Annotated in this window: 9 protein-coding genes; 6 read left to right on the forward strand and 3 right to left on the reverse strand. The window is 42.3% G+C overall.

The window, feature by feature from the left end:
- Window positions 1-32 precede the first annotated feature (32 nt).
- On the reverse strand, window positions 33-593 hold the full coding sequence (locus CD004_RS05315; protein ID WP_102261810.1) for a DUF2777 domain-containing protein: 561 nt from the start codon (window positions 591-593) through the stop codon (window positions 33-35).
- A gap of 191 nt (window positions 594-784) precedes the next feature.
- On the opposite strand from CD004_RS05315, the gene asnB reads away from it, so the two are divergent.
- Window positions 785-2632 (forward strand): asparagine synthase (glutamine-hydrolyzing), encoded by a 1848-nt coding sequence (gene asnB / locus CD004_RS05320; RefSeq protein WP_102261811.1) that lies wholly within the window; start codon window positions 785-787, stop codon window positions 2630-2632.
- Between the two features lie 165 nt (window positions 2633-2797).
- On the opposite strand, the gene CD004_RS05325 is transcribed toward asnB, so the two are convergent.
- Together CD004_RS05325 and CD004_RS05330 are read right to left on the reverse strand one after the other, a co-directional pair.
- Window positions 2798-4159: an MATE family efflux transporter gene (locus tag CD004_RS05325; protein WP_102261812.1), complete on the reverse strand. Its 1362-nt coding sequence runs from the start codon at window positions 4157-4159 to the stop codon at window positions 2798-2800.
- A gap of 400 nt (window positions 4160-4559) precedes the next feature.
- On the reverse strand, window positions 4560-6320 hold the full coding sequence (locus CD004_RS05330; protein ID WP_102261813.1) for an alpha-glycosidase: 1761 nt from the start codon (window positions 6318-6320) through the stop codon (window positions 4560-4562).
- Window positions 6321-6689: 369 nt separating this feature from the next.
- On the opposite strand from CD004_RS05330, the gene CD004_RS05335 reads away from it, so the two are divergent.
- The 5 genes from CD004_RS05335 (at window position 6690) to CD004_RS05360 (ending at window position 13312) form a co-directional block, all read left to right on the forward strand.
- Complete coding sequence (locus CD004_RS05335; protein ID WP_102261814.1) at window positions 6690-7964, forward strand: sugar ABC transporter substrate-binding protein; 1275 nt, start codon at window positions 6690-6692, stop codon at window positions 7962-7964.
- 447 nt (window positions 7965-8411) lie between these two features.
- The gene (locus CD004_RS05345) at window positions 8412-9695 is read left to right on the forward strand and encodes a carbohydrate ABC transporter permease (RefSeq protein ID WP_102261816.1); all 1284 of its coding nucleotides are present in this window, start codon (window positions 8412-8414) and stop codon (window positions 9693-9695) included.
- 1 nt (window position 9696) lies between these two features.
- On the forward strand, window positions 9697-10539 hold the full coding sequence (locus CD004_RS05350; protein WP_102261817.1) for a sugar ABC transporter permease: 843 nt from the start codon (window positions 9697-9699) through the stop codon (window positions 10537-10539).
- A gap of 71 nt (window positions 10540-10610) precedes the next feature.
- A complete protein-coding gene (locus CD004_RS05355; RefSeq protein WP_102261818.1) occupies window positions 10611-12143 on the forward strand; it encodes an alpha-amylase family glycosyl hydrolase in 1533 nt (510 codons plus the stop codon).
- Between the two features lie 74 nt (window positions 12144-12217).
- Complete coding sequence (locus tag CD004_RS05360) at window positions 12218-13312, forward strand: LacI family DNA-binding transcriptional regulator (protein ID WP_404809829.1); 1095 nt, start codon at window positions 12218-12220, stop codon at window positions 13310-13312.
- Window positions 13313-13325 lie beyond the last annotated feature (13 nt).

The raw sequence follows: 13325 nt of genomic DNA on the forward strand, positions 1-13325 counted from the left end.
AGAGCCTGCACATTGTGCGGGCTCTTTTGCATTTACGAAATTCTCTCAATAACGGTCCGCTTTCCGTTGTTCAAGGTCAATTCGAACCTGTCATTTTGTGTTTCAAAGTAATCAAAGTGATGCTGCACACTGCAGATGTATTCTTCATTATCAAGAATTAAAAAGTTGACTCCTGAAACCCCTTTTTCATGATCAAGGAAGGTCAGGTGGTTATAACAATAAATGCAATCATAAATCGAAAAGTTGAGCAAATTCAATGTATTGATAAATTGGACAAAAGCCTCATCATTCAGCTCATCAAGCAGTCGCTCGAATGAATAGATCAATTGTTTCCTGATCCTGATCATTTCCTGGTCCTGTAAAGTGATTTTTTCACTGCCGGTTTGGATGCAGCCGTTATCCAGCAAAAAACCTTTGCACCATTTATTGTTTCGCTGCACTTCAACCTCTTGATGGATGAACTCATCGACAAGTGCGGCCTCTTCTGTTTCTTCATCAAAGAAAACCCATTGTGAATTAATATATTCTACTGTCCCGGTGTTGAATGCACGGGGCTGGAATTCAATTAAATTGCTTCGTTGTTGTCGATTCATTTAGATCCTCCGTTAATTATCGCTCACCTTCTTTGTAGACAGATTTTGGCGAATTTATAACATGATTTAAAAGATAGGCAATTAACCAGTTGAGGTGTATTTGCATAAGATGAGTAATGCTTAAGCAATTGTCTAGTTTTGAAAGTGCTTATTGAGACATCAAAAAGTTCCGCTGAAAGGAATGATTAAAAATGTGTGGAATAACAGGCTGGATAGATTTCCGAAAAAATCTGGATCATGAACGTGAGACCATGACAAAAATGGCGGAAACTTTAAGTAAAAGAGGTCCCGATGATACCAATGTATGGACTTCGGTGCATGCTGCGCTGGGACATAAAAGACTGGTGGTTGTCGATCCTGAGGGAGGCAAACAGCCAATGACCAGAGCGCAGGGGGATAACCGTTATACCATTTGTTATAACGGAGAACTTTATAATACTGAAGACCTCAGAAAAGCATTGCTATTAAAAGGATATTCTTTTAACGGTCATTCTGATACAGAGGTTTTGCTTACATCTTTCATGGAATGGAAGGAAAATTGTCTGGAGCATTTAAACGGGATCTTCGCATTTGCTGTCTGGGATCAAGAGCAAGAGCAATTGTTCATTGGCCGCGACCGACTTGGTGTGAAGCCGCTGTTTTTTCTTGAAACAGCATCTGGTCTTATGTTTGCTTCTGAACAAAAAGCACTGCTGGCACATCCTGAAGTGAAGGCTGAGGTAGACAGGGAAGGACTTTGTGAGGTGTTTGGGCTTGGACCATCCCGTTCTCCAGGGGCAGGTATCTTTAAAAACATGAAGGAGCTCCGGCCGGGCCACGGGCTTACTTTTTCAAAAAATGGGCTGAAAATATGGAGATATTGGAACGTGAAAAGCGAGAAGCACACTGATACTCTTGATGAGACAGCTGAAAAAGTGCGGGAATTGTTCACCGATGCTGTCACAAGACAGTTAGTTTCAGATGTGCCTCTATGCACATTCCTCTCAGGCGGACTGGATTCTAGTGCAATCACTGCTATTGCTGCAAATCAATATAAGGCAGAGGGTAAGGGCAGCCTGCATACTTACTCGATCGATTACGAAGGCAATGAAAAGTATTTCAAGGAAAATGAATTCCAGCCAAATGCTGATGCCTTCTGGATCAATAAAATGACGGAAACATTTGGTACTGTTCACCATAACAGCATCATATCCCAGCAGGATCTGGCTGGTTATCTAACAGAAGCTGTCCATGTTCGGGACCTTCCAGGAATGGCAGACATCGATTCATCACTGCTTTGGTTCTGCAGGGAAATCAAACAGGATTTTACCGTAGGACTTTCAGGTGAATGTGCTGATGAGATCTTTGGAGGATATCCATGGTTCCACAGGGAGGAAGACCTGAATAGACCAGGGTTTCCATGGATGCGGTCGATTAATGAGCGGCAAAACATGCTGAGGGATCACTGGCGCAAAAAATTGAGCCTAGAAGATTATATGATGGCAAAATTCAACGATACGATCGCAGAAGTACCTGTACTTGATGGGGAAAATCAAGTAGAGGCTAAGCGTAGACAATTATTCTATCTGAATATCATCTGGTTCATGACAACACTTCTAGATCGGAAGGACCGGATGAGCATGGGTGCCAGCCTTGAAGTGAGGGTTCCGTTTGCAGACCACCGGCTTGTGGAATATGTCTGGAACATTCCATGGGAAATGAAGATGCACGGCAACAGGGAAAAAGGAATCCTGCGCAAAGCACTGGAAGGCACATTGCCTAATGAAGTTTTGTACCGGAAAAAGAGTCCGTATCCGAAGACTCATCATCCTGCCTATACCCAGGCAGTCCAGGGAATGCTTTCAGAATTCATGGCTGATTCTAACAGTGCGCTGCATGAATTCTTTGACAGGGCTACACTGCAAAAAATGATTGAGTCCGAGGGCGCATCCTTCAAAGTGCCATGGTTCGGCCAACTTATGACAGGTCCGCAGCTTTTGGCTCAGTTAGCACAGATTCATATCTGGTTCAGAGATTACAATATTAATATAGCAGATTAAAAAGCAAGCCCGAGATGATCGGGCTTGCTTAAATTTGGCTCACGGCGAGTCAGGAGTGTGAACCTTTTTATATAAATTTTAGTACCCTTATGCGAGGGAATCGCCCCTATAAGGGTAAATTTAAAAGCTAATAGTGACCTTATAAAACAATTACATCTCCATACCCTATTCTGCCTGCATTTGCGGGGCATCCGGCACGAATGATTTTTTCACCCATACTCGGGATTTCCAGCGCCAGAGCATTAGAAGTCCGCGCAGCCATTCGTCGGCGATGAAGGCAATCCATATTCCAACCAGCCCCATACCTAGATATATTCCCAGGAAGTAAGACAATGTCACACTGACTCCCCACATTGACAGGATTCCCATATAAACCGGGAACTTCACATCACCCGCTGCCCTGAGTGAACTAATCAGTACCAGGTTAAAGGATCTGCCGGGTTCAAGGATGATTGTGAGCAAAATCAATGTGGTGCCGAGTTCGATGATGCTCATATTATCCGTGAAGATTCCAAGCAGGTCTTTTGATAAGAAGGAAACGATCAACGCGGCAGCAATGGAGATGATAATCGCCAGCTTTAAGCTTTTTAGAGCCCGCTTATACGCATTTTCAATTTCTTTTGCACCAACCATATGGCCAATTAAAATCTGTGTGCCTTGGCTGATGGCGATACTGAATAGGAAAATGAACATCATGAGGTTTTGTGTATAAACTTTTGCCGTCAATGCCTGGGTTCCAAGGGTAGCGATAAAATAGGTGATCACCATCTGCGACCCATTGTAGCTCAAATGCTCACCGGCAGAAGGAATCCCGATATTAAGCAGGTTTTTCAAATGTTTTTTTGGAAAACTGAAAAGCATCGATATTGGCAATGATCCAGGGACTCGCTTGGTCATGACATAAATGGCAGCCAACAATCCTAGAATCCGACTGACAGTAGTGGAAATCGCCACACCTTCTACACCCAGGACAGGGAAGCCGAATGGCCCGAAGATGAACAAATAGTTGCCGATGACATTCAGCACATTCATCCCGATCGTGACATACATGATATCACGGGTAAAGCCATAGCTGCGAATAATGCTGCTGACTGTCATGATCAGCGATTGGATAAATGAGAAACCGCCGACAATACGCAAATAGGAATTGGCTTCATCAAACAGTTCAGGCGGCAGGTCCATCAATCTAAGCAATTGCTCGCTGAAAATGAAAACGGCTGCGCTCAGGATCATGCCAAATACAAGGTTTGCACCAATCGAGACAGCTGAAACCTCTCGTGCATCGTCATCCATTTTCGCACCAAGGTTCTGCGCAACCAGAATTGCAGTACCAGTCGCGATGAAACCGAACATCACGATGACCATGGACAGGATTTGGTTAGAAACACCGACAGCAGCCACGGAATTATCCGAATACTGGGAAAGCATCAGCGTATCCGCATTTCCCATCAGCATATAAAGCAGAATTTCAATAAAAAGTGGCCAAGTAATGGCAAAAAGCGATAATTTAGCAGTTTTATTCTTCATGTTTTACATCTCCAAGTTGTAATTCCTTAATTATACAGACTATAGGAGGAATTTGAAGTGAAAAAGATTCGTTTTACGAAAAAAATAATAGGAAAAGAATCTGAATCGTAAAATTCCTTCCCTCCAAAATTGAGTTTTAACAAATCTATTCGATTATCACTAGTCTTTCTTTGTTTATTAAGAGCAGGAAAATGATTATTCCGTGATATTGGAAGTAATTCCGCGAAAAACCCCAATAATTCCGCGAAATGGAGAAAGTATTCCGCGAAAATGGGACATAATTCCGCGAAAACCACCAACAATTCCGCAATAAGGATAAAATGTCATTAAAAGTGTAAAAGGTTATGAATAGCATAAAGAGCAAACCCCTTTCCCAGATTGGAAAGGGGCTTTCTAATATTTAAAATTTAAACAATGCAAATCCGTTTGCAGCAATCTTAGCTGTAAGGTCATCGCTTTCGGCTGCATATTCTTCGCCAGTATAGATATTGGTGATTTTCCTGCCTTTTAGGTTAAACGGCAGAGGATAGCTTGCTTCTTCATCGCTCATGTTCACGACTACCATAATGGTTGTTTCACCATTGGACTTCGTATAAGCAAAGCAGCTTTCATGGTAGTCGGATGGGATGAAGTGAAGTTCACCTTCATTTGCAAGAAGCGGATATTCCTTACGAAGCTGGATCATCTTTTGGACGTGTGCGAACACATCTTGGTTCTGATCTTCTTCATTCCACTTCATACATTCGCGACATCCCGGATCTTGTGGACCGCTCATGCCGATTTCATCACCATAATAGATGCATGGTGTACCGATGTAAGAAAGCAATACAGTGAAGATTTGTTTAAGTTTATCCTCGTCACCGCCGCACTCGGTCAAGATTCTTGGTGTGTCATGACTGCCGATCAAATTGAAGGCAACCTCGTTGACGTTTTTCGGATACATATGATTGACTGTCGTCATGTTCTCGATGAATTCTTTTACTGAAATGGTTCCACGTGCAAACAGGTTTAGGATGTTTGTCGTAAACGGATAGTTCATGACAGCATCAAACTGGTCGCCACGCAGCCATGGCATTGAATCGTGCCAGATTTCACCGAGAATATAGAGATCAGGCTTGATTGCTTTCACTTCAGTTCGGAATTTTCTCCAGAAAGAGTGGTCGACTTCATTGGCGACATCAAGTCTCCAGCCGTCAATATCAAATTCGCGGACCCAGTAACGGCCAACTTCAAGCAGATACTCAATGACCTCTGGATTTTCTGTATCCAGCTTCGGCATCGATTTTTCAAAAGCGAAAGTATCATAATTCGGCCTTGGTTCCATTACTAGCGGGAATTCGTTAGTGTGGAACCAGTCCTTATAAGGAGACTCTGCACCCTTTTCCAGTACATCCTGGAACTGAGGAAAGTAGAAACCGCTGTGGTTGAAGACAGCGTCCAGCATGACCTTGATCCCATGCTCATGGCAAACCTGTACCAGCTTCTTCAGCGTTTCTTTGTCGCCGAATTGCGGATCGATTTCCATGTAGTCGATCGTATCGTATTTATGGTTCGAATAGGCTTTGAAAATAGGCGTAAAATAAATACCGGTGATGCCAAGCTTGGACAAGTAGTGGATATTATTGATTACACCCTGGAGATCACCGCCAAAGAAGTTGTCTCTTTCAGGTGGTGCACTGCCCCATGGTAAAGCTCCTTCTGGATCATTTGATGGATCTCCATTGCCAAAGCGTTCAGGGAAAATCTGATACCAGACTGTATCTTTAACCCATGATGGAGCACGGAACACATCGATATTGTTAAGGTAAGGGAAGGCAAAATAATAGCCTGTATCATCCAAAGGAGGTTCATCATAAAACCCTTTTTCGGTCAAACAAGCTGTTTCGTTGCCGTCATTTAAAATAAATCCGTAACGCATCCTGCGGAAGGGAGGTTTAATAGAGACAAACCAGTAATCGAATAACTGGTCAGATCCGCTTTTGATCATTGGAACGGTATTGGTGTTCCATTTTCCATCCTGCCAGTCATATGGATCGCCATTTAAAAGGGTAACTTCTTTCATATCATCTTTTTTAGTGCGAATACGAATATGTAGTTCTTCATTAGTGCAAGCGTATGCATAATTGTCTTTAGGACGGTGATAAATCGCTTCTTTTAACAAGTGGGAACCATTCCTTTCACTATAAACTGTTTAAAATTGTGACTTTCCAAACGAGCACTAAGATTTAATGCTCTATCTGATGAAATTTTAACGGAAAGCGCTACAATACATCATGATTAAAACAAGGGTAGACCACTCAATTTGAAATGTCAATTATTAAAAAGTCGATTCACAAAACTTTAACGATTTTACATGACTTAAAAAAATTTTTAAAAAAACTAGTTGTCAAAAGAATTTTAGTCTTTATAATAAGAGGTAGGTTGTGCAATCGTTTTCATAGACTTGCAAACAGAATTACAAACGTTTGCACAGGCAGTTAACGTTCTGCGCAATAATTAGTTACAACACATTTTTAGGAGGGGTATACACATGAAAAAGGCATTGTCGATTTTCATGATGCTGGTCTTAATGATCGGCGCACTTGCTGCTTGTGGACCTAAAGAAGAAGACACAGGTTCAAAAGACAACGGCGAAAAAACAGAAGACGCTTCTAAACCAGAGAAGTTAGTAGTTTGGGAAGACAAAGATAAGTCTGGCTGGCTTGAAAAAGTAGCAGCAGACTTCGAAAAAGAACACGGTGTAAAAATCGAGTTCAAAGAAGTAGAAATGGCTACAAAAATGAAAGAGCAATTACGTCTTGACGGTCCTGCTGGAACTGGCCCAGACATCATCACTCTTCCACATGACCAAATCGGTGAGCTTGCAGTTCAGGGACATATCGCTGAACTTAATGTAAGCGACGACGTGAAAAGCACTTTCTCTGAGTCTTCAATCTCAGCGCAAACTTTCGATGGTAAATTATACGGACTTCCAAAGTCTGCTGAAACTCCAGTATTCATCTACAACAAAGCTCTTATGACTGAAGTTCCTGCTACAATGGAAGACCTTTATGAATTCGCAAAAGCTAACACTAAAGACGGCAAATATGGTTTCCTTGCACTTTGGGATAACTTCTACTTTGCACACGCACCAATCGGCGGTAACGGCGGATATGTTTTCGGGGAAAAAGACGGCGCTCTTAACCCTCAAGATCTTGGCTTGAACAACGAAGGTGCTGTAAAAGGTACTGAGTACATCCAGAAGTGGTACGCTGAAAAACTATTCCCTAACGGAATCATCGGTGAAAACGGCGGACCTGCTATGGACGGTCTATTTAACGAAGGTAAAGTAGCTTCTGTCATGAACGGACCATGGGCATTCGGCGGAATGAAAGATGCTGGCATCGATTTCGGTGTTGCTCCATTCCCTAAATTCGCTGACGGCACTCCAATGAAGACTTTCATGGGTGTTAAAGGCTGGCACGTATCTTCTTACTCTAAGAACCAGGAATGGGCTACAAAGTTCCTTGAGTTCATCACTAACGACGAAAACGCTAAGTACCGTTTCGAGCAAACGGCTGAAGTACCAACTAACGTGGCTTTAGTTGACGACCCAGCAATCGCTGAAAACGAAGGCGCTAAAGCTGTTGCACTTCAGACTCAAGACGCAGTTCCAATGCCAAACATCCCAGAAATGGGCGAAGTTTGGGCACCAATGGCTAGCGCATTGCAAACGGTTGTAACAGGCAAAGCAGAGCCAAAAGCAGCTCTTGATTCAGCTGTAAAACAAATTCAGCAAAACATTGAACAAAACCACTCTAAATAATAGTAGCAGTAGATATAGCAGTACCTCCCGCGGGGGGTACTGTTATATTTTCCAGCTTTATATTCCATTTTCTGTGTTTTCCTAATTGGTATGTGATAAGTCACAAAGTTTACGAAAACTGCAGTAAAAAAGTCTTTCATTGAGCAAACGGTTGCGCTAGAATAGAGATAAGTTGATCAGGTGCTTCATGAGAGTGAAAACAAGGGTTTTCGAAAATAATACAGGAAAATGAATTCCTTCTGTACGGATGACAATGTATTCGTTCTCATAAAGCATCTGATGCTTTTAACAAGGTCTGCTCGCAGGATTGCGGTTTTTCAAATGCTGCTGTATCCATTCTCTATCAAAAGAAGCTGCTTGATTGGGTTTGGTTCAAAGGAAGCAAAAAAAACCGGTTTACACGATGAGAAGCCTTAAAAAACATAGAAAGAGAAAGGGGAATATAGGATGAAAGAGAAGTCCTATCAAACCAACCACCGTAGAATAGCAACAGCCCTTTCGATTATTCCTGGGCTAGGACAGCTATACAACAAACAATATTTAAAAGGGATCGCATTTTTAGTTTTAACTGGTGCATTCTTCGGAGTATTCTCAGACCTGCTCAATATGGGTCTATGGGGACTGTTTACACTGGGAGAGCAAACGCCTCGGGACCATTCCATCTTCCTGATGGTAGAAGGCATCCTGGCACTGATCGTCCTGCTATTTGGAATCGGTTTCTATTTATTCAATTTAAATGATGCATATAAGACAGGCTTAAAAAGAGACATGGGAGAGCGTCTTAGTACTGTTAAGGAGCAATATAATAACCTGATAGATAATGGATTCCCGTATTTGATCATGTCACCGGGATTCCTGCTTCTAATATTCGTTGTTGTTTTTCCAATTATTTTCGTAGTCTTGCTCGCATTCACAAACTATGATTTATACCACTCACCGCCTGCAAAGCTGGTTGACTGGGTCGGACTGAAAAACTTCTTCGATCTTTTCCAACTGGAATCATGGCGTCAAACATTCTTCTCGGTACTATCCTGGACAATCATCTGGACATTCGTGGCTACGACATTCCAGGTTGCATTGGGCATGTTCCTGGCGATTCTTGTCAACCAGAAGGATGTAAAGGGCAAAGCCATCATCCGTACTGTATTCATTCTTCCATGGGCTGTACCAGCATTCGTTTCAATCCTTGTATTTGCTGGTATGTTCAATGAATCATTCGGTGCCATCAACCGTGACATCCTTGGTCTGTTTGGAATTGACCCGATCCCATGGATGACTGAAGCAATGTATACGAAAATCGCCTTGATCTTGATTCAGACGTGGCTCGGATTCCCTTTCATTTTCGCTATGACAACCGGGGTACTTCAGTCCATTCCGGAAGAATTATACGAAGCTGCAACAGTAGACGGTGCAACGAACTTCCAGAAGTTCAAAAATATCACCTTGCCGTTGGTGCTTTTTGCAACAGCGCCGATTTTAATAACTCAGTATACGTTTAACTTTAATAACTTTAATATCATTTATCTTTTTAACGGCGGTGGACCTGCAGTGGTAGGTGCCAATGCAGGAGGTACAGATATCCTGATTTCGTGGATTTACAGCCTCACGATGACATCTGCACAATATTCCAAAGCTGCTGCCATTACCATGCTGCTGTCATTGATTGTTATCAGTGTAGCTTTATGGCAGTTCAAAAGAACGAAATCATTCCAAGAAGAGGATATGATGTAATATGAGTATCAAACGACAGAAATATATCAGATTGACATTAACATACCTTGTGATTTTGGCTATGTTTGCGATCATTATCTATCCGCTCGTCTGGATTGTAGGGTCATCATTCAATCCAGGGCAGAGCTTGTCCGGGTCAAGCATCATCCCAAAAAATGCGACACTTTCCCACTATAAGGAGCTCTTCGACCTTGACCAAAGCAACTATTTATATTGGTATTGGAATTCATTGAAGGTAAGTGTGCTGACTATGGTGTTCACAGTCATCCTTGTCAGCCTTACAGCCTATTCATTTTCACGCTATCGTTTCATCGGACGTAAAAACAGCTTGATGACATTCCTGATCCTGCAGATGATTCCAAACTTTGCAGCCTTGATCGCGATTTTCATCCTTGCATTATTGACTGGCTTGCTCGATACACATTTAGGCTTGATTCTTGTTTACGTCGGAGGAGCAATCCCGATGAATACATGGCTCATGAAGGGCTATCTTGATACGATTCCAAAAGAGCTTGACGAATCAGCGAAAATGGATGGTGCTGGGCACTTGCGAATTTTCTTCCAGATTGTTATGCCACTTGCCACACCAATCATTGCGGTAATCGCATTGTTCTCTTTCATTGCGCCTTTTGGAGATTTTATTTTAGCGACTGTACTGCTCAGGACAGAAAGTAAATATACACTTGCTGTAGGATTATATGATTTGGTCGCAAAACAATTCGGTGCAGAATTCACCACATTCGCTGCAGGTGCAGTATTGATCGCGGTACCGATTTCCATCCTATTCCTGTCATTCCAAAAATACTTTGTTTCTGGTTTGACGGCAGGAGGAACAAAAGGATAATCTATTAGGGCAAAGACATTTTAAGCAAAGGCCATATTTGGTCTTTGCTTAAATTATGAGGAGGACCGGAGATGAAAAAAATTCTCATCTTCATCTTGATTCCGTTTCTTCTTTTTAACGCCCTCCCGGCAGGCGCGGTTGAAAATGAAGAACGCAAATGGCAGGATGAAACAATTTATTTTTTAATGGTTGACCGTTTCAACAACGGTGACAATAGCAATGATTTCGATGTGGATGCAAATGATCCTAAAGCCTATCATGGGGGCGACTTCCAGGGTGTCATCGACCAGCTGGATTATATTAAGGATTTGGGATTTACCGCAATCTGGCTGACACCTGTATTCGATAATGTCGATAAAGGCTACCATGGGTATTGGATCAAGGACTTCTATAATACAGAAGAGCATTTTGGAAGCGTTGACAAGTTCAAAGAGCTGGTAAAAGAGGCACATGATCGTGACATCAAGATCATTCTTGATTTTGTTGTCAACCATGTCGCTCCAGAACATGAATGGGTAAATGATCCAGGCAAGAAAGACTGGTTCCATGAAAAGCAAGATATCTTTGACTGGAATGACCAGGAACAACTGGAGAATAACTGGCTTTTTGGTCTTCCCGATTTAGCTCAGGAGAATCAGGAGACAAGAAAATATTTATTGGACGCCGCTAAATGGTGGATAGAAGAAACGAATATTGACGGCTACAGGCTGGATACTGTCCGCCATGTACCTGTTGATTTTTGGGTCGATTTTTCAAAAGAAGTGAAAAGTGTCAAGGATGACTTTTATCTGATTGGCGAGGTGTGGTCTGAGGATCCAAATTATATTGCTGAATATGATAAAGCGGGAATCGATGGCTTTGTTGATTTTCCACTGAATGAGCAGCTGCGCACTGCATTCGAAAAACCAGATCAAACTTTGGACTGGCTTTTAACGACAGCGAAAAGAAATAAAGCGATATACGAAAACCCTGAGTTGATGGGGAATTTTATCGACAACCATGATATGGTCAGGTTTACAAGGAAAGCCGTCCAGAACAGACATCATCCAGGAACGAGATGGAAGATGGCGCTAACTTATATGTATACTGCACCGGGAATTCCGATTGTCTATTATGGAAGTGAAATCGCTCTTGACGGCGGTGAAGATCCGGATAACCGCAGGCAGATGAGCTTCAGAGCAGATAAAGAATTAATTGATTACATCACGAAAATTGGTGAGCTGCGCAATGACCTTCCTTCATTAAGGAGAGGCGATTTGGAAGTCCTTTACGAAAAGAAGGGCATGGCCGTTTTCAAGAGAACCTATGAAAACGAAACTTCCGTCATTGCAATCAATAACACCTCAAATACCCAAAATGTCACATTGACAGCGGATCAGCTGGAAGATGATAAAGAGCTGAGAGGCTTGCTTGCAGATGACCTTGTCAGAAGCAAGGATGGAGAGTATAACCTTGCATTGGAACGTGAAAAAGCAGAGATTTATGTGCTAGCCGAAAAAACAGGATTGAATATTCCTTATTTAGTGACAATGGGTGCTGTATACGCAGCGTTCTTCGGCTTCATTTTCCTCCTTTTCAAGAGAAGGAAGCGAAGCAAGGAATAATGAAAGCAAGACCAAAACCTGCCTCCATTGTTGTTTAATGGAGGCTTGAAAAAATAAGCAAAAATACGGGACAAATCATTTATAATAGAGATAAGGATTTTTTCTGGCAAAAGGGAGGGGAACTTATGGCTGTCACAATAAAAGATGTTGCGAAGGTAGCTAACGTCGCGCCTTCAACTGTCTCGCGTGTAATCGCCAATAGTCCGAGGATCAGCGAAAAAACGAAGGAGAGAGTCAGAGAGGTTATGGACCAGCTTGGGTATCACCCAAACTTCATCGCCAGAAGCCTAGCTAGCCAATCTACCCGGGCAATCGGCCTGGTAATGCCGAGCTCTACAGATGTCGTCTTCCAGAACCCGTTCTTTCCAACTGTCTTGACAGGTTTGAGCGAAGGTGCGCATTCAAAGCAATACGCCCTTCACATGACCACTGGAAAAACAGAGGATGAAATCTTCGACGGTGTGGTCGCAATGGTTCAGGGCGGAAGAGTAGATGGTGTAGTTCTTTTGTATTCAAAGGTGGAAGACAGGGTCATTGCTTATTTGAAGGAAAGAAAATTTCCGTTTGTCGTAATAGGCAAACCTTTTAAAGATGATGAAAATACCAGTTATGTCGATAATGATAATTTTAAAGCGGGCAAAGAAGTGACCGAGCATCTAATCCAGCTTGGTCATGACAAGATTGCTTTCATTGGAGGAAATCTGGATCTAGTCGTGACGGTTGAACGTCTGCTTGGCTATGAAAAGGCTCTGAGAAACTCTGGAATACATCTTGAAGATAAGTACATCGTAAATGACGAATTCCTCCGCGAAAGCGGCCAGGATGCTGTTGAGGTATTGCTTTCATTGGATCAGCCTCCTACAGCAATGGTAGTTGCCGATGACTTGATGGCACTAGGTGTGTTGAATAAGCTGGATGAAATGGGAATTGCAGTACCACAAGATGTTTCCATCGTCAGCTTTAACAATGTACTGATAGCCGAGATGGCCAGACCGCCTTTAACCTCTGTAGATATTAACATTTTCGACCTGGGATACCAGGCTGCGAAAAGTTTGATTCAAATTATTGAGAATCCAAACGAGCCAATTAAACGGATCATCGTTCCGTTTAAAATCGTTACACGATATTCTTGCGGACATCCTAAGGATTATAAAGAAGTACTAGTGTAAATAAAGAACTGCA

Source organism: Mesobacillus jeotgali (assembly GCF_002874535.1).
GTDB classification, from domain to species: domain Bacteria; phylum Bacillota; class Bacilli; order Bacillales; family Cytobacillaceae; genus Mesobacillus; species Mesobacillus jeotgali.

Coding starts and splice junctions, on each gene's coding strand:
- CD004_RS05325 (WP_102261812.1), bottom strand. CDS start 4,159: ATGAAGAATAAAACTGCTAAATTATCGCTTTTTGCCATTACTTGGCCA.
- CD004_RS05345 (WP_102261816.1), top strand. CDS start 8,412: ATGAAAGAGAAGTCCTATCAAACCAACCACCGTAGAATAGCAACAGCC.
- asnB (WP_102261811.1), top strand. CDS start 785: ATGTGTGGAATAACAGGCTGGATAGATTTCCGAAAAAATCTGGATCAT.
- CD004_RS05350 (WP_102261817.1), top strand. CDS start 9,697: ATGAGTATCAAACGACAGAAATATATCAGATTGACATTAACATACCTT.
- CD004_RS05335 (WP_102261814.1), top strand. CDS start 6,690: ATGAAAAAGGCATTGTCGATTTTCATGATGCTGGTCTTAATGATCGGC.
- CD004_RS05315 (WP_102261810.1), bottom strand. CDS start 593: ATGAATCGACAACAACGAAGCAATTTAATTGAATTCCAGCCCCGTGCA.
- CD004_RS05355 (WP_102261818.1), top strand. CDS start 10,611: ATGAAAAAAATTCTCATCTTCATCTTGATTCCGTTTCTTCTTTTTAAC.